Here is a 19,123-nt window from a genome sequence, read left to right on the forward strand (position 1 = left end):
ACCTTTCAAACAAGAATGACATTACGCCTTCATTGGACGAAAACAAGGAAACTAACAGTTTATGCTACAAATCTGAATCGCGGAAGGCGCGGAGAACGCGGAAAAGGCTACTCTAACTTCTACATTGCCTTTCGTAAGAAATGGGTGCTGCCAGAAAACAACATTTTCCTTACCTACCGGACCTGGGAGTTGACGCGATAAATGAAACATTGACACTTGAAATATTGTCTGTTATACTCAATGCCTAAAGTTTAGGGTGGCGAAACACAGGAACCTCGTCGCACGGTTTGATTCTGGAGAATAACATGGGTATCGTTACAAGACCACAACCTGTTAAAGCCGTCATCGGTGTGCTGACCGCTGAACCGGGACTTCTGTCAACCGTTTACCCGGAACTTACACAACGTCTCGGCCCCATTGACTTCACAAGCGAGCTGCTACCTTTTGCAAGCACAAACTATTATGAAGCTGAGATGGGACCGGACATCCACAGGCAATTTATCAGTTTTGAAAGACTCATTGACGCGGGTACATTGGCAGAGATAAAACTGTTTACAAATAAGGTGGAACAAAATTTCACAATAAAGAAGCCGGAAGGAGATGCGCGACGCGTCAATTTAGACGCAGGTTACCTCTGTTTGGCAAAGTTAGTGCTTGCATCAACGAAAGATCACGCCCACCGTATCTATCTCTGTGATGGCATTTATGCCGAAATTACACTCCGCTTTTATCGTAAAACGTTCCAACCGTGGGAGTGGAGTTACCCCGACTACCGGCTGCCAACATATATTGCTATCTTTAACAAAATCCGCGCAATTTATAGGAATCAATTGGAAGATGAAGATATTTGTAGAAAAAATAGCAGATATTAAAACCGCGTGCGACATGAAATTGTTGATTCTTGTCGTTTTCACGGGTGTTTTTTTAGCATGTTCTATATACAGTGTAAACGTTGAATCTACAGATTTGGATACCCGCGCGCGGGCACGCGACATCGGTATCCAAATTGGGACGCTTCCAACAGGTACTCACAATGCCATCACCGATGTCGCTGGTGTAAAGGTCGGACATGTCACCTTGAATGAAGGCGATTCCATTCGGACGGGTGTCACCGCTGTCATTCCAAGTGATGATATTTGGACGGCACGCCTGTTCGGCGCTGCCTATACCATCCACGGCAACGGTGAAGCAACTGGCATCGCGCGTATTAACCAAGCCGGATGGATTGAATCCCCTATTTTACTTACAAATACGCTGAGTGTCGGCGCAGTGCACGATGGCGTTGTTCGTTACATTGTGAAAAGGTATCCGGACAACAACATTGTGCTCCCGATTGTAGCAGAGTGTTATGATGGCGGTTTGAACGACATTAGTGGACTCCATGTCACAGCAGTGCACGCGATTGAAGCCATTGAAAATGCCACCAATGGTCCCGTCATCGAAGGCTGCGTTGGCGGTGGCACCGGTATGCGCTGCTACGGGTTCAAAGCGGGTATCGGTACATCCTCTCGCGTTCTACCTGAAGAACGGGGCGGCTGGACAATAGGTGTCCTCGTTAACTCCAATGGCGGTCGGCGGCATCAATTGCGAATTGATGGTGTTCCAGTTGGAAAAGAAATTACGGGGTCCCCACCGAAACCGACCAGAGATGGATCCTTTATTATTGTTATCGCGACAGATGCGCCGTTAACACACCGTCAATTGAAGCAGTTGGCGATCCGTGCAACACATGGACTCGCCCGCACAGGCACACCAAGCACGGATGGTAGCGGTGAATTCGTCATCGCGTTTTCCACGGCGAATATCTTTCCGAGCAGGACGGAAACCGGCACCTTTCAAATCAAGATGCTCGCCAATGGGCGCTTAAGTTCGCTGTTCCAAGCAGTCATTGAAGCAACAGAGGAGGCTATTGTCAACTCAATGACAATGGCAACAACGACCACCGGACGCAACGACAGGACGATGTACGCGATTCCGTTGACTGAATTAGAAAAAGTGATGCGGGCATACGGGCGTTAAGCTGCGTCTAAGCCGAGCCAACAGGCTTCGCACCGGGGGCAAGTGACTCAGGCACAACTTCGTAATGTGAAAATTCCAATGTAAACGCGCCACGTCCTTGTGTCATTGAGCGGAGTCGGGTCGTGTATTGAAATGTCTCTGATAACGGGATAAAGGCGTTGATGATGTCCTGCGTCAATAGGGATGCACGTCCTGTCTCGGATTCGTCTTGTGCCAAGCTTTCGCTAATGTGGGCGCGGCGTGCATTCAGGTCGCCGATGACCTTGCCGACGTGTTCATCAGGGACAGTGATGTGTATCTGCATAATTGGCTCTAAGAGTAAAGGGTTCGCCTTTCTCACCGCGTTTTCAAAAGCGAGGGCTGCTGCCGCTTCAAATGCCACCTCCGAGGAATCCGTTGGATGATAGGAACCGCCCGTGAGCGTTACCTTCACGTCTTGCATCGGGTACCCGATGCGGGGACCTGTCCCCATTGCTCCTTCCAACGCCGTCGCAATGAAAGGGATATATTGCCGCGGGATCTGTGTTTCGTCGGTGTTGTCCTCAAACTGAAATCCTTCGTCGCGTTCTAAGGGTTCAACCGTGAGCAGCACATCACCATAAATGCCTTCTTCATCGGTTTTATGAATGTGTGTCCCACGCGCCTCCGCAACGGTACTTATCGTTTCGCGATATGCCACTTGGAGTTTGCTCACTCGAGCGTTAACTCCGAATTCACGAACCATCCTATCGGTCAAAATCTCCAGATGTAGTTCGCCCATCCCAGAGATAATTCGCTGCCCGGTCTCCTTATCAATCCCGACAGTAAAGGTCGGGTCTTCATCCATCAATTTTTCGAGCGTTTCTTCTAAAGCGTCCGCATCACTCGCGCGCTCAGGCTCTATCGCAATAGAGATAACTGGATCGGGGAAAGTGATGGATTCTAAGAGGATCGGTTCTTTTGCATCGGTCACAGTATCCCCGGTTTTGGTATCCTTAAGTCCGACAAGTGCGACAATATCACCGGCGTAAGCCGCATCAGACACTGCCTCTTTATTGGCGTGCATTTGTAAAATGCGATTGACTCGCTCTCTTTTCTCGGAACGGACGTTGTAGATCGCCTCCCCGCGCCGAAGCGTGCCAGAATAGACGCGACAGTAAACGAGTTTGTCGACCGTTGGGTGACTCGCAACTTTAAAGGCTAAGGCTGAAAACGGGGCAGTATCGTCTGCGGGACGCGTTATTTTATCTTCCTCGCCGCCCTCGGAAGTTGCGTCTCTTTTACGTTTGGCACGCGCACCGGCAGAAGTCGGTTGTGGTGCAGTCCCTTCAATAGACGGCACATCAACAGGAGAGGGCAAAAAATCAATGACTGCATCAAGTAGTGGTTGAACACCTTGATTCTTCAAAGAACTCCCACACAGCACCGGTACTAATGCGCCGCTTAAAGTCGCTGTGCGAACAGTTGCCAATAATTCATCACGCGTAATTTCTTCGCCGTTCAAGTATTTCTCAAGCAACATCTCGTTTTCAACGGCAACACTTTCAAAAAGCGTCTCTCGTGCCTGATCAACATCATCCTGAAATTCAGATGGAATCTCCATCTCTGAATAGGTCTGTCCCTGATCTGCTGCGTCCCAACGCATCGCCTTTTGTGTTACCAGATCAATAACGCCATCAAAGTCTGTGCCTTCACCGATCGGCAATTGGAGCGGGAGTGGATTCGCGCCCAATTGTGCTGCCATCATCTCCAGGACGCGAGCGTAATTCGCACCAACCCTGTCCATCTTATTGACAAAAACGATGCGCGGTACACCGTAGCGTTCCGCCTGATGCCAGACGGTTTCTGATTGGGGCTCGACACCACCGACAGCACAGAAAAGTGCTATTGCTCCATCTAAGACCCGCAGCGAACGCTCCACCTCCACCGTGAAATCGACATGTCCGGGTGTATCAATGAGATGAATGGCGTGTTCGCGCCAGAAACAGGTCGTCGCGGCGGCGGTGATAGTCACGCCGCGTTCTCGTTCCTGCACCATCCAATCCATCTCAGCGGTGCCATCATCTACCGCCCCGATCTTATGTTTTTTGCCGGTGTAGAAAAGAATCCGTTCAGTCGTAGTCGTTTTACCGGCATCAATGTGTGCTGCAATGCCGATGTTGCGTACATTTTCAATAGGGTATTCGCGTGCCATTTTTTTCCTTCAGATCAGCGTCTACATATCGTTGTTCCACTGAAGAACAACACCGAGTAAGCCAGGATTCCATTCCATAAGCAATTGATATGCCTTCGGTGCCTCTTCTCCAAGGATACAGTGACTAATCAAGGGAGTAACATTGAACCGTTTCTGTGCGATGAGTGTCAACAGCAAAAGACTATCATCTTCAAGCGTCCAGAAGTTGGGTGAGGATTCTTGGCGCGGACGGATAGAGTTATGCGCGCCGTAAAGGATAAGTCCTTTCTTATGGACATCGCGGTAAAAGTTCACCTTCGGTGTTTCTCCGCGTGTGCTTGCTAACAGCACTACGCGAGCATCCCGTCCCGCTACATCTAAGGCGGTACTGATTGCGTCTGGATGCCCGGTTGCTTCAATAACAACAGCCGGTCCATTACCTTCTGTAACATCACCTAACTGCTCAGAGAAATTAGCATCTTCCGGGTTGAGTGCACAGTCTGCGCCCATACTTCTGGAAATTTCGAGACGGCTATCGGTGAGATCTGCCGCAATGAGTGGTGTTGCCCCACTGAGTCTCGAAAGTTGCAGTGCCAGTAAACCGATGAGCCCTTGTCCTAAAACCAGTGCTGCCTCTCCCAATTCAATCCGTGCCTTTCGGACACCCTGTAATGCAATCGCACCGAGATTAAAGAAAACCGCCTCTTCGGCGGGAACACCCGTGGATGCTACTTTGAGTAAACGATTCGGCGAGGCAATAAAATGGCTGGTGTGTCCCTGTGTTGAGGCGACGCGTTCACCTACTTTATAGTTTGTAACTGATTTACCGATCTCTATCACCGTACCGATATTGCTGTAACCGGGATGAGATGGGTAACGTCCCTGTGCATTTGGGAGTCCGAGTAAGAAGGCACGCTCCGTGCCGGGACTGATGAGCGTACACGCTGTGGCGACGAGGACTTCATCGTCTCCGATAGGCGGTAACTCAAACGTCTCAACCTCAACTTTGGCGCGACTCGGCCAAACAACGCGTTGTGCTTTCATCAAAAATCTGAGCCTCTTTAATAACAGAAGGATAGTTGTTTTCCGGCAGTCTACCAGAAAAACAACTATCCGTCAAGTGTTAATCCGCGAACCGTCCAATAGCGCGGATGCCTGCTGCGTTAGTTACCGGTCTGATGTGCGACGCGGGCCCAAGGTGACGTAGTCGCCACCGCGATTATCTGGCAATCTGACATAGAGGAGCACACGTCTCTTATGCTGCGCTTTCAGTTGCTCAGCGATACGGGCATACGACTCAAGGTCATCAACCGGCATCCATTCCAATTCTTGGATGAGGTATCCGGGTTTGATACCTTTTTTTTCTGCATTGCTGCCGCGTTCAACCTGTGTGACAATAACGCCTTTTTCGCCTGAAGCATAGCCGTACCGTTCAGCCATCTCAGGGGTTAGCTCTTCGACCTGAAGCCCTGCAAGCGTTCCTTCTTCTTCATCTGCTTGCACGACTATTGGCGGTTCCTCATCGGGTGAGAGTGAGGCAAGGGTTTCTTGTGTGCGTCTCCCCAATTTAACAGTCAACCGTTCTTCTTTGCCGTTCTCCCGGATGACTGTCACTTCAACAGATTTACCAACCTTTGTTGCTCCGACAATATGCCGCAAGTGATGCAGGTCTTGGACTTGTTGCTCATTAAAGGTAAGAATAACATCTCCGACCTGGATGCCTGCTTTTTGCGCAGGGCTTTTCGGACCAACAACTTTAACAAGCACGCCGCGTGGCATATCAAGATTCAGTTTCTCTGCGAACTCAGCACTCACTGCGTCCATACTAATACCGAGCCACCCGCGTTCCACCTTCCCGTTTTCTATAAGTTGCGGCAAGATCTGTTGTGCGAGATTGCTTGGAATAGAGAAACCGATGCCGATATTGCCCCTAACAATGCTATTGGTGGCAATAAGGGTATTAATACCGACTAATTCGCCACGAATGTTAATCAGGGCACCGCCGCTGTTCCCTTGATTGATCGGGGCATCGGTTTGTATGAACTGTCCATAGGCAGTGAAACCAGTCCTGCCCTTCGCGCTCACAATGCCGCGCGTCACGCTCTGGGAATAGTTCAGCGGTGTTCCGATTGCGATGACCCACTCACCGACTTCAAGTGCGTCTGAATCGCCGAACGGTAGGACAGGAAGTGCTTCAGCATCAATTTTAATAACGGCTAAATCGCTACCGCCGACTTCACTCTGCCCATCATCACGCCCGACTAACTCGGCATCATACTCTTTGCCGTTTGATAGGGTCACCTTAATGGCATCGGTGCCCTCAATAACATGGTTGTTGGTAAGGATATAACCGTCGTCACTGACAATTACGCCGGAGCCAACACCTCTGGAAGGTCTTGGATTCGGGATAGGGACTTGTTCGGGTTCTTCAAAAAAGCGTCTGAATGGGAACTCATCGCCGAAAAAGCGTCTAAATTCCTCTTCTTGTTCAGGTGTCAGTTGATTTCTTTGTGATGTCACGATTCTATTTCGTCTTGTTTGTGTTGTAATTTGCACAACCGCAGGGCGCGTCCGTTTGACTAAATCAATAAACGCCCGATTTGCGCGCTCCAAGTGCAGGAAATCTTCTGATGTTTCAGGTGTGTCGTTCGTCTGCCCGACTGCAGTTTGTAGCGTGAACTCATCGGTATCCCAACTGATGACAATTCCTGCGACGACAACAAACGCTGTCAGAATCAACATGACCCTTATAGGGTTCCGAAGTGTGTTTTTGGATTTCATGGTATAAACCTCCAGTATAATTTATTAGCGGAAACTCCGATTTTGTTGGAGACAACCGGAACTATATTTTTAGGTTTTTGTGTTTACGTTTTAAACACACACCTATTGGAAAGAAAAGTTGCAAAAAAGTTGAAAAAAAATCATTCTTTCCGTGAAATTCGATCTACATGTTCACGGACAATGTGTTCGGGACATAATTTAATAAAGAACCAAGCACCGGGAACCAGAATCAGAAAAGCACCCACGAGGATATCGTCAAATCGCCCAATAATCGGGAGAAAATCAAAATCCAGTGGATTCACCAAATAGGCGATAGCAAAGGCAACTGCTAATAATTCGGCAAGGATGAGGATCGCCTTCCGGTAGACGGGCACACGTTCATCGACAAACAGTCGCCACGCCAACTTGACGAAATTTGGGAGATGGAGCAGGAGGCGAAAGAGGCGAAAGGAACCCTGCCTTTTACCGCCGAAGAAAAATGAATTCAACATAATTTTAAAGTTTACCAAAACTGTTTTTTATATGCAAACCAATTTTTTTTAGAAGTTATCAGTTATCAGTTTTCAGTCCCGTAGGTGTTTTCTAAAATTGACACCATAGGTGTCAATTTAGTCCTGTAGGTTGGGTTGAACGGAACTCAGAAGGCAGATGTATTTTCCGAATACCTCTCAAATCCAGTGGGGTGTCGTCCATAATCAAGAATACAGTGAAACCCAACTTCACACCGTCAGGGGCCCGGAAACCGCCAAGGCGTTGGGTTTCTCTCGGTTTTCTGTTTACCGTGCCATCTCTGGTGCAAGCTGCGTCTTGTGTTACTTTTCAGGGTTTTGGGAGTATCCGTTCAACCCAACCTACAGGACTACAGGACTATAGTGCAGTTAGGAAACCGCACCTACCGGGCCTGGGGGGTCCAAAATTGGACGAAAAAACCGAGAACTGAATGGCTCTGCTTGATTCTGAGATTAACTTGACCTGTACATTCTTTTCGGGTATACTATTCGCCGAAAATAGCATAAGCGAAAAATAAGGAGTCATTATGGCAACACAAAACGCGCTTTCTGCGAAACAGATCGCAGCACAACTTTATACTGTCAGAGAATTTACCAAAACTGAGGCGGATATCGCTGAGACGGTCAAAAAGGTTCGGCAACTCGGATATGAGGCGGTGCAATGCTCTGCACTCGGTCCCATTGAACCTGCAGCTTTGAAAAACATCGTTGATGGGGAAGGTATTAGCATCATCGCGACCCATACAAGTTACGACAGGATGTGTGATGAACCGCAAGCTGTCATTGATGAACATCAACTGTGGGGATGCAAGCATGCTGCAATTGGCGGACTTCCGGGTGAATACCGTAGTGCTGAAGGATACGCCACATTTGCGAAAGAGGCATCCGAAGTCGCCGCACGACTCGCCGAAGGCGGTTTGACCTTTTCCTATCACAATCATAGTTTCGAGTTGGAACGCTATAATGGGCGTACCGGTTTAGAGATTTTGTATGCCGAAAGCGATCCGAACTATTTTAAAAGTGAACTTGATACGTACTGGATTCAGCACGGTGGTGGCGACCCAGCAGAATGGGTGCGTCAATTAAAAGGACGCGCCGACATCATCCATCTTAAGGACATGGCGATGGAAGGTTCCTCACAACGTTTTGCGGAAATCGGTGAGGGGAACCTTAATTGGTCTGCCATCTTAAATGCTTGTATCTATGCAGGGGTTGAGTGGTATATCATCGAACAAGATAGCTGCTACGAACGCGACCCGTTTGAAAGTTTAGGTATTAGCCTGAGAAACCTGAAAGAGATGGGTTTTGTGTAGATTAGAGGAGGGGCGGGAAACCCGCCCCCTACAAAAGAAAATACATTTTTATTTGACTTTCAAAGTGGCTTATGATACAATTAAATGGATTAATTTTGTTAATAACGGGGCGTGGCGCAGCCCGGAAGCGCGCTTGAATGGGGTTCAAGAGGTCGCTGGTTCGAATCCAGTCGCCCCGATCTCTGATATATAATTTGATTTGTCGGCGTTCCGATCACACGCCGCGCAGCAAACAGCAAAGAAAGGGGGAGTTGTAGTAGTGGACAAGTCGTACATTAATGTTGGCATCTTAGGCTGGGGTACCGTCGGCACCGGTGTTTCCAAGATCCTATTAAATCAGAATACTCTCATTGCCAAAAATAGTGGCATTGAATTACGCCTAAAAAAAATAGTCAAACGGACACTCCCCGCAACGCGAGCGGGCGTTGAGCTTCCCGCGGACTGCCTGACAACCAATCCAACAGAAGTCGTTGATAATCCAGATATTGATATCGTCGTCGAGTTGATTGGCGGTGTCCCGGAAGCACACACGCTCATTAAACGCGCGATCCAAAACGGCAAACATGTCGTCACAGCAAATAAAGCCCTTCTCGCAGAACATGGCGGCGAATTGTTCCAACTCGCTTCAGAGCATCAAGTGAGTCTCAATTTTGAAGCGAGCACTGCTGGTGGCATCCCAATTATCAAAACGCTCCAAGAAAGCTTCGCAGGCAACCAAATCCACTCCCTCTACGGCATTGTAAATGGAACTTGTAATTATATTCTAACTGAGATGCATGAACGGAGTGTTGATTTCTCAGACATCCTTAAAGCTGCGCAGGATAAAGGATATGCCGAAGCCGATCCAACCTTTGACGTTGAAGGTATTGATGCTGCACAGAAACTCATTCTTCTGATTGCCCTTGCCTATCGGAGCAATATCTCGCTGTCGCAATTTCACGTCGAGGGCATTACCAACATCACGCAAAAAGAGATCCAATATGCGCGCGAACTCGGTTACGTTATTAAACTGCTCGCCATCGCGAAGTTAAGCGGTGGCAACCGTGTAGAGGCGCGCGTGCACCCGACCCTCGTGCCGGAACGGAGTCTGCTGGCGAACGTCGGCGGCGCATTCAATGCAGTCTGCGTCATTGGTGACGCGGTCGGTCCCACGCTTTTTTATGGACAGGGCGCGGGTGAGATGCCGACGGCGAGTGCCGTCGTTGCAGACATTATTGACGCGGGAAAATCCGTGCAACAAGGTATAAGCACCCCCATTTCGCGAGCGTGGCTTGCTGGGGCACAAGCAGAAGTTGATGTGTCTCCGATTGACGATATAGAGACGCGCTACTACCTCCGTTTTGTAGTTGCGGATCGGCCTGGGGTGCTCGCGAAAATCGGTACCATCCTGGGGAACTGGCAGATTAGCATTGCCTCTGTCATTCAAAAGGATCCGCACGGTATGGAGACTGTGTCGCTCGTTATGCTGACACACAGCGCGCGGGAAAAGAATATGAAAACCGCACTTGCCGAGATTCGGACGCTTGAAGCTGTGAAAGGTGACACCCAACTTATTAGAATCGAAGAAGAAGTCGATTTTTAATTTTACTAACGACAGCCCGCGTGTTCGCCACCCTTGTATAACAAGGGAAACCTGAAGACTGCCCGATAGATGCTTGAGGTAAAATTCAACATGAAGGACGGCGTAAGAGACACGTTAGTGTTCGACATGAAAGACCTTCGACACGAGGACTTCAAGGCATACGAAGCACTTGTGCCGCCTGCTCCGCTCGGTTTGAATTATGAGGAGGTAGAATTTCTTAACCGCTTGTCCTGTGCAGTCCGTTTGTTTCGTCAAGGCGACGACAATGTTTATGTGACAGCGGATATTGAAACGAAAATTTTGGTAGAATGCGGACGCTGTATCACGCCGTTTGAGGTGGACATAGCAACAGCGTTTGAGCTGCTATTCTCTATCGGTAGCGAATCGTTAGAAGAGAGTGAGGCAGATGAACGATATTATGACGGTGAAACTTTAGATATTTCAGAAGACGTCCGGCAAGCACTTGTTCTTGAAATACCGGCATGGCCGCTCTGTTCCGAAACATGCGAAGGGTTGTGCCCACAATGTGGTGCGGAACTCAATATTAGCGCGTGTTCCTGCGAACCAACGGATGAGGCACCAGCATCTACCTCTAATCCGTTTGCAGTGCTATCAAAAATGCTCGAAAAAAGTTGAGACCGTAACAGATACAGGACTTACGCAAATTTAGTACGCGATGGTAGATTTTTTAGTTTTAAACCCCCTAAATCCCCCTTATCAGGGGGACTTTAAGAGGAAATGCGTAGGTTCTAAAGTACATAGAATTGTGGGAATGAACTTCAGCTTGCGACGACCAGGACCACAAAGAATTGTAAGGAGATAACTGATGGCGCATCCAAAACGGAAAACGTCAAAATCGAAAAAAAGAATGCGGCGGAGCCATAACGCGCTCTACGATAAAACCATAAGCGTCTGTTCATATTGCGGAGACATGATCGTATCTCATCGTGTCTGCTCCGGGTGTGGACATTATAACGGACGCCCTGTGCTAAAATCCACTGACGAGGCGTAGATAAAGGGTCGGTGAGAAAAACCGATGGGATTTCCACAGCAGCAAGTCTCGGCTTGCAAATAAGGATTTACAACGCCAAAAACGCCAAGAGAGACATAATGACGCAACTTCGACATGCAACTATCACAGGAACAGGTTCTTACCTCCCTGAACAGATTGTCACCAACTTTGATCTTGAGAAAATGGTGGATACGACTGACGAATGGATTCGTCAACGCACAGGCATTGCCGAACGCCGCATCGCTGAAGACGAAGTCGCTACATCAGATCTCTGTGTCCATGCCGCACGCTGGGCGATTAAAAATGCGAATATTGATCCACTTGACATCGAGATGATTCTCGTTGCTACCGTGACACCTGACACGTTTTTCCCGTCAACAGCGTGCTATGTCCAGAAAGGCATCGGCGCGAAGAACGCCGCCGCGATGGATTTATCTGCTGCGTGTGCGGGGTTCCTTTATGGACTGGATTTAGCCGATGGCATGATTAAATCTGGACGCTATAATACCATTCTGGTCATCGGTGGTGAAATTTTTAACAAAATCGTCGACTGGAATGATAGAAGCACATGTGTCCTCTTTGGAGATGGTGCGGGTGCTGCGATAGTTCAAGCTACAGATGAACCGAAAGGGATCCTTGCATCTTATATCGGGTCCGATGGAGACTATGCTGATATCGATCTCCTCGGCATCCCGGCAGGCGGCTCCAGAATGCCGATCACAGCGGAAGCGATCGCCCAAAAGCGGGACAAACTTCAGATGAACGGTCGAGAAGTCTTTAAACTCGGGGTGCGACTTATGCCCGAAGCCGCGCAGTGCGTTCTACGTGAAGCAAATGTCAGTATTGATGAAATTGACCTGTTGATTCCGCATCAAGCGAACTTGCGCATTATTGAGGCAGTCGGCGATAGGCTCGGTGTGCCGAGAGAGAAGGTCTATGTTAACGTTGATAAATATGGTAATACCTCCGCAGCAACGGTGATTATCGCTTTGGATGAGGCAATTCGCGAAGGGCGTGCAAAGCCAGGTGATCTACTTCTGTTTGTGACTTTTGGCGCGGGTTTAACATGGGGAAGCACACTCTTACGGTTATAGCCATCAGCAATTAGCCATCAGCGATCAGTTTCAAGAGGTTTTTGTTTAATAATCCCTCTTCTTGCCGATAGCCGATGGTTTCCGATTGCTGAAAGCCAATTTACCGAAAGCCGATAGCCATTCATCAAAAGACAATGACACAATTGGCATTCATTTTTCCAGGACAAGGTTCACAACAGGTAGGCATGGGGGCGGCATTGGCGCGAGCCTATCCAATTGCCAACGCTATTTTTCAGGAAGCTGACGCAGCCCTTGGACGTGGCTTGAGTCAACTCTGTTTTGAGGGACCGGAAGATGCCTTAAAACAGACCGAAAATACACAACTGGCGATTCTAACTTGTAGTGTTGCGACGTTGCAAATCCTAAAGGAATTCGGTATCACACCGACCGCTGTCGCTGGGCATAGTTTAGGTGAGTATTCTGCACTCGTAGCGGCAGGCGTTCTCGAATTCGCCGATGCCTTGCGCTTGGTAGACGCACGCGCGCGTCTCATGGCGGAAGCCGGGGAGACACAACAAGGCACTATGGCGGCAATCCTTGGAATGGAAAATGAGCAATTGCAACAACTCTGTGCCACCGCTGAAGGAACTGTAAATATTGCCAATTACAACTGTCCGGGTCAATTGGTAATTTCTGGCGAAGTAGATGCTATCAATCATGTCATCTCGCTTGCCAAAGTTGAGATTGGTGAGCGACGGTGTCGCCCTTTGCCAGTGAGTGGCGCGTTTCACTCGCCATTGATGGTACCGGCACAACAAAAATTCAAATCCGTGCTTGATACAATAACGTTGCATCCGCCACAGGTTGACATTGTAATGAACGTAACCGGTGAGTTTGCAACAGATGCGGAGAATATTAGAGACCTTCTCTTTGAACAGATAATACAACCCGTACAGTGGGAAAAGACAGTACACACTATAAGAAATACAGGTATCACAGGGTTTATAGAGGTTGGTCCAGGGAAGATATTGTCCGGCTTAGTGAAACGAACACTTTCGGACAGCAATGCCTTGAATGTTGAAGACCCTAAGACGCTCTCCGTCGTAACAGATGAACATGGAAATAGTGGATAAAATGGATGTAACAACAGAACAGAATGTTTTTAGGGAAGATCTACTGAGTGGCAAAACGGCTATTGTTACAGGTGCGTCACGTGGCATTGGTGCGGCAATTGCGGAGAGACTCTGCGAAGCCGGTGCGAACGTCGTTCTCTGTTCGCGTTCTGCCGAGTCAGTCGCACAGATCGCTGAAACACTGCGGGACAAAGGCTACCGTACGCATTCAATGGCTGCTGACATCTCTGAAAAGGCTGATGTTGAAGCACTTATTGAAAAAACGATGGATCAGTTTTCGCGAATCGACATTCTTGTGAACAACGCAGGGATTACCCGCGACATGTTGCTCATGCGTCTCAAAGATGAGGACTGGGACGCTGTTCTACAGACGAATTTGACAGGTACGATGTACTGTACTCGTGCGGTCCTGCGTCCGATGATCCGTCAGAGAAGCGGACGCATCATCAACATTTCATCGGTTGTTGGACTTGTAGGAAACCCAGGACAAGCGAATTATGCTGCCGCGAAAGCAGGCATCATAGGTTTCACAAAAGCTACAGCAAAAGAGGTCAGCACCCGCGGTATCACTGTGAACGCTATCGCCCCTGGTTTTATCACAACAGATATGACAGCAGAAATATCGGAAGCGCATCAGAAACAACTACTTGAACTCATCCCGCTACGGGAGTTTGGGCATCCAGGAGATGTGGCAGACGCTGTCTGTTTTTTAGCATCGGATGCTGCGCGCTATATCACCGGTCAAACCCTTCAGGTTGACGGTGGCATGGTGATGTAATTCAGAAGTTGTCAGTTAACAGTTAACAGTCTCCAGTTAAAGAGGTTTCTTGTGGCGGTGCGAGAGAACGTCTCTGACACAATGTCTTAACCGAAAACCGATGCCTGACGACTATTATAGTAGATCCCGTAATTACTTGGACACTTGCCTCGTTATGTGAATGTGTATGTTGTGGAGGCACAGGGAACCAACGGTCTCCTATGCTACAAGTGTAAACTTATTTGCAGATTTTACTATAAAACTGACAACTGACAACTGTAAACTTTAAAAAGGAGATCAGAGAAACGCTTATGGCAACAAACCAAGCACGCCTTATTGAAATTATCGCGAAACAACTCGGTGTTGATGAAGATAACGTCACTCCAGATGCCTCCTTCATGGAAGACTTGGGTGCTGACTCACTTGATACCGTTGAATTGGTCATGGCACTTGAAGAGGAATTCGACATCGAAATTCCGGACAGTGATGCGGAGAAGATTCAGACCGTTCAAGATGCTTTGAGTTACCTTGACGAACACGTGTAGGTTAAGCCCTATTGAGGGCGCGTAGTGGTAAACTATTAGCCCTTTTGGTGCGCGCTTAGACGCGTTACCAAGCGCGCCTGCAACGCAAAAAGAAAATCAGAGAAATCCTTATGGCAACAAATCAAGAACGCCTCATCGAAATTATCGCTGAACAACTTGACGTTGGCGAAGATAACGTCACCCCAGATGCTTCCTTCACGGATGACTTGGGGGCTGACTCACTCGATATTGTTGAATTGGTCATGGTACTTGAAGAGGAATTCGATATCGAAATTCCTGACAGTGATGCGGAAAAGATTCAGACCGTTCAAGATGCCGTGAGTTACCTTGACGAACATGTATAGATTTTAGTTATCAGTTATCAGTTGTCAGTTAAGAGGTGCTCGTTTAATAACGCTCTCTTTTAACTGATAACCGATGACTGACAGCCTGCGTAGCAGGCGAACCTATAACTATTTAATAAAAAAGGATCGGTCTCGTGGAGCGTGTAGTTATTACAGGAATCGGCGTTGTCAATGCGATTGGCAACACGAAAGAAGAATATTGGGATGCGCTTGCCAGCGGTAAAAACGGAATCGGACCTTTAACGTATTTTGATGCCTCTGAGCACCGCACCCAAATCGCCGGAGAGGTAAAGAATTTTCAGGCGGAACAGTACATGGATCGCCGAGCGGCATCCAGGCTGCCCCTTTTTATTCAATACGCGCTTGCGGCTTCAATCATGGCGCATAAAGATGCCGGTTTGGAACTCGATAAAGTTGATCCTTACCGTGCCGGGGTTCATATCGGCTCTGGGATCGGTGGCATCGGTGTCCTTGAAGATAACGCAAAAACGCTTGCTGAAAAGGGCGCCAAACGCGTAAGCCCATTTCTTGTGCCGTACATGATTCCTAATATGGCGGCAGGGCAAATTTCTATTCAATTTAACCTCAAAGGTCCCAATTCTACGTCCGTCACCGCTTGTGCGAGTGCGAACCACTCTATGGGAGATTCGTTTCGTATCATTCAGCGCGGTGAAGCGGATGTAATGTTCACCGGTGGCACGGAATCGGCGATTACACCGTTAGCTTTTGCTGGGTTCTGTTCAATGCGCGCGATGTCAGCAAGAAACGATGCGCCTGAACGCGCCTCGCGCCCCTTTACGAAAGACAGGGACGGTTTTGTTATGGGCGACGGCGGCGGCGTACTCATCTTTGAATCGCTATCGCACGCCAAAAAGCGAGGTGCCCATATCTATGCGGAAATAATTGGCTATGGCGTAACGTCAGATGCCCATGATATGGTAAGCCCACCTGAAAACGGCGAAGGTGCAGCGAAAGCAATGGCATTCGCACTTCAGGATGCTGAATTGCCGTTAGATGCTATTGATTATATCAATGCACACGGCACCTCTACACCGATCGGTGATATTGCTGAAACGAGTGCAATTAAAACCGTGTTCGGCGAACAGGCGTATAAAATCCCTATTAGTTCTACCAAATCGATGGTGGGTCATCTGCTCGGTGCTGCGGGTGCTGTGGAACTCATCGCCTGTTTAGCTGCGATGGAGAAAGGTTATTTGCCACCGACGATCAACTACGATATGCCAGACGAGGCTTGCGACCTGGACTACGTCCCGAATGAGAGTCGTGATGCGAAGATTGAGGTTGCACTCTCCAACGCGTTCGGCTTCGGTGGACACAACACTTCTATTGCCATCCGTAAGTTCACAGCTTAAAAAAATGAGCGAAAGCGCAAAATATATCAAAATTGTCGAATGGTCAGATGAGGATGAATGTTTCATCGGATATTGTCCGGGAATTATCGGGCCGTGTTGCCACGGCGATAACGAAATAGAAGTTTTCGGACAATTATGTGAGATCGTTGACGAGTTGTTAGCACACGCCGAAAAAAAATAAACCTCTTCCACAGCCGACTGTCGGTAGGAATCTTGAGGAACTTTTATTGAGTGCCTAATCAGTTTGTGGCATTCACGAATCGCCGGGGTGCAGCCATGTTGCTACCAACTGCAAACGCTATGTACTCAGTCTACATTGGCTTCGGAAGCAATATCGGCGACCGACTGGCGCATATCCAGAACGCTATTCACGCCTTATCGAAAACGGAGGGAATCACTTTACAAAAGATTTCCTCCGTTTATAAAACCGACCCCGTAGGATATGAAGCACAAGCTCAATTTCTGAACGGTGTCGCTGCCATTCAAACCAACCTCCCTCCGCTATCCTTACTACACACCTTGAAAAACATCGAAATGGCTATTGGTAGACAACACCGCATCCGCTGGGGTCCAAGAGAAATTGACTTGGACATATTAATCTATGGAGATTTGCGTCTCCAGACGGAGAAACTCGTCATTCCTCACCCAGAGATGCATCATCGCCGTTTTGTGCTGGTTCCATTAGCTGAGATTGCCCCGGATGTCGTGCATCCAATTTTCCAAGAAACCATCCAAACCTTGCTTGAACGTCTTGAGGATGATAAGTCCGTGTCTGAATTAGGATCCATAGGGTTATTTGAAACCTGTTTCTTATAGACGTTTACGCCGCAATCTGATATAATTTTTCCAATCACCTAAAGGAGCGTAGAAAAATGAGATGGTTTGAAACTCGCGGTCCCGTCTATCCTGAGGATAACTATGTCGTCGCTCGCACAAATGAGCTTGCGGATTTTGTCAAGCGGATAGAAAGAGGCAGATACATTGTCCTTTTCGCCCCGCGCCAGACTGGCAAAACTTCCTTCTTCCGGAACGCGATTGATGTCCTTGAAAACCGAGAAAGTGCCTATTTCCCAATACAACTTAATTTTGAGGGATATGTAGACAGTGACGCTACTACCTTTTACACTTCTCTCTGCGAAGAAATACGTAAGCAAATTAAGGATGTCTTCCAAAACCGCCAAAAGGATCTACCTGATAGACTCAGCCGTTTTTTAGAAAGTTCAGAGATCACCGAACACATTTCAATGCGCAGATTTTTTGAAGACCTTGGAAGTCTTCTGGAAACGCAGCGGTTTGTTATGATTATTGACGAGTTCGATGGTATCCCAGAAGAAGCGATCCGGGGGTTTTTGCATTCGCTTCGCCATATTTACCTCTCTGGAAGGGAGCGATGCCCACACAGTATCGGTATTGTTGGGGTCAAAAGCATTACACAACTCAACTACGATCGCTCCATCTCCCCGTTTAATATACAAGACGAGTTCAAATTGCCCAATTTCACGCTTGAACAGGTGCAAGAACTCTTTTCACAATACACCGCTGAAGTCGGACAACCCTTCACACCTGAAACCATTGCAGCCATTCATAAACAGACTACCGGTCAGCCTGTGCTTGTCAATCGCTTTGCGCAAATTCTTACCGAGGAATTAGACATCCCGAAAAGCGAACCGATTACAAGGAAACACTTTTCAGAAGCACATATCCAACTCCTGCGCGAGGGACATACTAACATTGATCATCTGATAACCAATATCCATAAGGATCGGCGGTTTGAGGCACTCCTTATGAAAATCGCCTCCTACGATGAAGGTGTAAGATTTAGCCCTTATAATGAACACATCAATGAACTTGCCACTTACGGTGTTATTGCTGAAGGTGCTGACGGTATGTGTGAAATTATCAACCCAATTTATCACTATTGCATCATGGATGCATTCAAACCGATAGTCAATGGATTGGAGCAGGAATATTTACCAGAAGACGATCGCACAGAATTTCAGGATTATCTCACACCGGACGGACAGATTCAGATGGCAGCACTCCTTGATAACTTCCGTGACTTTATCGCACGCGTAGGTTTCAGAATTCTACAAGTTCCGGATACGCCACGAGAATATGTCGGACAGCATATGCTCTTTGCTTACCTTGAGCAGTTTGTTCAAAGTGTGGGTGGAACTATGTATCTTGAGGTGCAAACAGGGCGCGGTAGAACGGATATTCTAATTCTCCACAGAAACCGAAAATACATCGTTGAAACAAAAATCTGGGGTGGAGATCGCCGTTATCAGGCAGGCAAAGCACAACTCGCCGCGTACGTTAAATTGGAGCAGGCTGAGGAGGGGTATTATGTTGTGTTTGACCATCGCAACACGCCGGAACCGCGCGTGGAGACAGAGACAATAGATGGGTTGGCAATTCGGAGTTATGTGATTCCAGTGATGCAGGAACGTCCATCAGATTGATTCGGTTTCGGTTCCAGCCCCTTTGAAAAACTTGCAATTTCCGCTCAGGTATGGTATAATTTTTGAGATATTAATCCAGAACACATAAATGCCAAAGGGGTCTTACC

General features: G+C 48.0%; 20 protein-coding genes and 1 tRNA gene. 17 read left to right on the forward strand and 4 right to left on the reverse strand.

Features of this window, described 5'->3' with window-relative positions; all coding sequences use genetic code 11:
* The 3 genes from OXH00_10925 to OXH00_10935 all read left to right on the forward strand — a co-directional run.
* On the forward strand, positions 1 to 201 hold a 201-nt coding region (locus OXH00_10925), incomplete at its 5' end, for a hypothetical protein (GenBank protein ID MCY3741524.1).
* A gap of 104 nt (positions 202 to 305) precedes the next feature.
* Entirely contained in the window at positions 306 to 872 is a 567-nt protein-coding gene (locus tag OXH00_10930) for a DUF4416 family protein (GenBank protein MCY3741525.1), read from the forward strand.
* Positions 838 to 2,019, forward strand: a complete 1,182-nt coding sequence (locus tag OXH00_10935; GenBank protein ID MCY3741526.1) for a P1 family peptidase — start codon at positions 838 to 840, stop codon at positions 2,017 to 2,019. The genes OXH00_10930 and OXH00_10935 overlap by 35 nt, the downstream gene beginning before the upstream one ends.
* 7 nt (positions 2,020 to 2,026) lie before the next feature.
* Here OXH00_10935 and fusA read toward each other — a convergent pair whose 3' ends face one another.
* From fusA to OXH00_10955, 4 genes are all read right to left on the reverse strand, one after another.
* Positions 2,027 to 4,192, reverse strand: a complete 2,166-nt coding sequence (gene fusA / locus OXH00_10940) for an elongation factor G (GenBank protein MCY3741527.1) — start codon at positions 4,190 to 4,192, stop codon at positions 2,027 to 2,029.
* A gap of 21 nt (positions 4,193 to 4,213) precedes the next feature.
* Complete coding sequence (locus OXH00_10945) at positions 4,214 to 5,215, reverse strand: zinc-binding dehydrogenase (GenBank protein ID MCY3741528.1); 1,002 nt, start codon at positions 5,213 to 5,215, stop codon at positions 4,214 to 4,216.
* A gap of 123 nt (positions 5,216 to 5,338) precedes the next feature.
* On the reverse strand, positions 5,339 to 6,952 hold the full coding sequence (locus OXH00_10950) for a Do family serine endopeptidase (protein ID MCY3741529.1): 1,614 nt from the start codon (positions 6,950 to 6,952) through the stop codon (positions 5,339 to 5,341).
* 140 nt (positions 6,953 to 7,092) lie between these two features.
* On the reverse strand, positions 7,093 to 7,443 hold the full coding sequence (locus OXH00_10955; protein MCY3741530.1) for a DUF1232 domain-containing protein: 351 nt from the start codon (positions 7,441 to 7,443) through the stop codon (positions 7,093 to 7,095).
* A gap of 545 nt (positions 7,444 to 7,988) precedes the next feature.
* On the opposite strand from OXH00_10955, the gene OXH00_10960 reads away from it, so the two are divergent.
* From OXH00_10960 to OXH00_11025, 14 genes are all read left to right on the forward strand, one after another.
* Positions 7,989 to 8,774 (forward strand): sugar phosphate isomerase/epimerase, encoded by a 786-nt coding sequence (locus tag OXH00_10960; GenBank protein MCY3741531.1) that lies wholly within the window; start codon positions 7,989 to 7,991, stop codon positions 8,772 to 8,774.
* Positions 8,775 to 8,879: 105 nt separating this feature from the next.
* A tRNA-Pro gene (locus OXH00_10965) sits at positions 8,880 to 8,953 on the forward strand.
* A gap of 80 nt (positions 8,954 to 9,033) precedes the next feature.
* A complete protein-coding gene (locus OXH00_10970) occupies positions 9,034 to 10,356 on the forward strand; it encodes a homoserine dehydrogenase (protein ID MCY3741532.1) in 1,323 nt (440 codons plus the stop codon).
* Positions 10,357 to 10,446: 90 nt separating this feature from the next.
* Complete coding sequence (locus tag OXH00_10975) at positions 10,447 to 10,992, forward strand: DUF177 domain-containing protein (protein MCY3741533.1); 546 nt, start codon at positions 10,447 to 10,449, stop codon at positions 10,990 to 10,992.
* Between the two features lie 190 nt (positions 10,993 to 11,182).
* Positions 11,183 to 11,368: a 50S ribosomal protein L32 gene (rpmF, locus tag OXH00_10980; protein MCY3741534.1), complete on the forward strand. Its 186-nt coding sequence runs from the start codon at positions 11,183 to 11,185 to the stop codon at positions 11,366 to 11,368.
* A gap of 98 nt (positions 11,369 to 11,466) precedes the next feature.
* Entirely contained in the window at positions 11,467 to 12,462 is a 996-nt protein-coding gene (locus OXH00_10985; GenBank protein ID MCY3741535.1) for a ketoacyl-ACP synthase III, read from the forward strand.
* A gap of 134 nt (positions 12,463 to 12,596) precedes the next feature.
* Positions 12,597 to 13,535, forward strand: coding sequence for an ACP S-malonyltransferase (gene fabD / locus OXH00_10990; protein ID MCY3741536.1), 939 nt, complete (start codon positions 12,597 to 12,599; stop codon positions 13,533 to 13,535).
* 1 nt (position 13,536) lies between these two features.
* Complete coding sequence (gene fabG / locus OXH00_10995; GenBank protein ID MCY3741537.1) at positions 13,537 to 14,313, forward strand: 3-oxoacyl-ACP reductase FabG; 777 nt, start codon at positions 13,537 to 13,539, stop codon at positions 14,311 to 14,313.
* Positions 14,314 to 14,603: 290 nt separating this feature from the next.
* On the forward strand, positions 14,604 to 14,837 hold the full coding sequence (gene acpP, locus OXH00_11000) for an acyl carrier protein (GenBank protein MCY3741538.1): 234 nt from the start codon (positions 14,604 to 14,606) through the stop codon (positions 14,835 to 14,837).
* Between the two features lie 110 nt (positions 14,838 to 14,947).
* A complete protein-coding gene (acpP, locus tag OXH00_11005) occupies positions 14,948 to 15,181 on the forward strand; it encodes an acyl carrier protein (GenBank protein ID MCY3741539.1) in 234 nt (77 codons plus the stop codon).
* Positions 15,182 to 15,315: 134 nt separating this feature from the next.
* A complete protein-coding gene (gene fabF / locus OXH00_11010) occupies positions 15,316 to 16,554 on the forward strand; it encodes a beta-ketoacyl-ACP synthase II (GenBank protein ID MCY3741540.1) in 1,239 nt (412 codons plus the stop codon).
* Positions 16,555 to 16,558: 4 nt separating this feature from the next.
* Positions 16,559 to 16,735: a pilus assembly protein HicB gene (locus OXH00_11015; protein MCY3741541.1), complete on the forward strand. Its 177-nt coding sequence runs from the start codon at positions 16,559 to 16,561 to the stop codon at positions 16,733 to 16,735.
* A 50-nt stretch (positions 16,736 to 16,785) separates the two neighbouring features.
* On the forward strand, positions 16,786 to 17,370 hold the full coding sequence (gene folK, locus OXH00_11020) for a 2-amino-4-hydroxy-6-hydroxymethyldihydropteridine diphosphokinase (GenBank protein MCY3741542.1): 585 nt from the start codon (positions 16,786 to 16,788) through the stop codon (positions 17,368 to 17,370).
* Positions 17,371 to 17,426: 56 nt separating this feature from the next.
* Positions 17,427 to 19,016, forward strand: a complete 1,590-nt coding sequence (locus OXH00_11025) for an AAA-like domain-containing protein (GenBank protein MCY3741543.1) — start codon at positions 17,427 to 17,429, stop codon at positions 19,014 to 19,016.
* Positions 19,017 to 19,123 lie beyond the last annotated feature (107 nt).

This window comes from Candidatus Poribacteria bacterium (genome assembly GCA_026706025.1).
GTDB lineage: Bacteria > Poribacteria > WGA-4E > WGA-4E > WGA-3G > WGA-3G.

Bases quoted from the DNA above. Each gene is read 5' to 3' on its own strand.
- OXH00_10975 (MCY3741533.1), top strand. From the start codon at position 10,447: ATGAAGGACGGCGTAAGAGACACGTTAGTGTTCGACATGAAAGACCTT.
- fabG (MCY3741537.1), top strand. From the start codon at position 13,537: ATGGATGTAACAACAGAACAGAATGTTTTTAGGGAAGATCTACTGAGT.
- OXH00_11015 (MCY3741541.1), top strand. From the start codon at position 16,559: ATGAGCGAAAGCGCAAAATATATCAAAATTGTCGAATGGTCAGATGAG.
- rpmF (MCY3741534.1), top strand. From the start codon at position 11,183: ATGGCGCATCCAAAACGGAAAACGTCAAAATCGAAAAAAAGAATGCGG.
- OXH00_10930 (MCY3741525.1), top strand. From the start codon at position 306: ATGGGTATCGTTACAAGACCACAACCTGTTAAAGCCGTCATCGGTGTG.
- OXH00_10950 (MCY3741529.1), bottom strand. From the start codon at position 6,952: ATGAAATCCAAAAACACACTTCGGAACCCTATAAGGGTCATGTTGATT.
- fabD (MCY3741536.1), top strand. From the start codon at position 12,597: ATGACACAATTGGCATTCATTTTTCCAGGACAAGGTTCACAACAGGTA.
- OXH00_10935 (MCY3741526.1), top strand. From the start codon at position 838: ATGAAGATATTTGTAGAAAAAATAGCAGATATTAAAACCGCGTGCGAC.
- acpP (MCY3741538.1), top strand. From the start codon at position 14,604: ATGGCAACAAACCAAGCACGCCTTATTGAAATTATCGCGAAACAACTC.
- OXH00_10955 (MCY3741530.1), bottom strand. From the start codon at position 7,443: ATGTTGAATTCATTTTTCTTCGGCGGTAAAAGGCAGGGTTCCTTTCGC.
- OXH00_10985 (MCY3741535.1), top strand. From the start codon at position 11,467: ATGACGCAACTTCGACATGCAACTATCACAGGAACAGGTTCTTACCTC.
- OXH00_11025 (MCY3741543.1), top strand. From the start codon at position 17,427: ATGAGATGGTTTGAAACTCGCGGTCCCGTCTATCCTGAGGATAACTAT.
- OXH00_10945 (MCY3741528.1), bottom strand. From the start codon at position 5,215: ATGAAAGCACAACGCGTTGTTTGGCCGAGTCGCGCCAAAGTTGAGGTT.
- OXH00_10960 (MCY3741531.1), top strand. From the start codon at position 7,989: ATGGCAACACAAAACGCGCTTTCTGCGAAACAGATCGCAGCACAACTT.
- acpP (MCY3741539.1), top strand. From the start codon at position 14,948: ATGGCAACAAATCAAGAACGCCTCATCGAAATTATCGCTGAACAACTT.
- fusA (MCY3741527.1), bottom strand. From the start codon at position 4,192: ATGGCACGCGAATACCCTATTGAAAATGTACGCAACATCGGCATTGCA.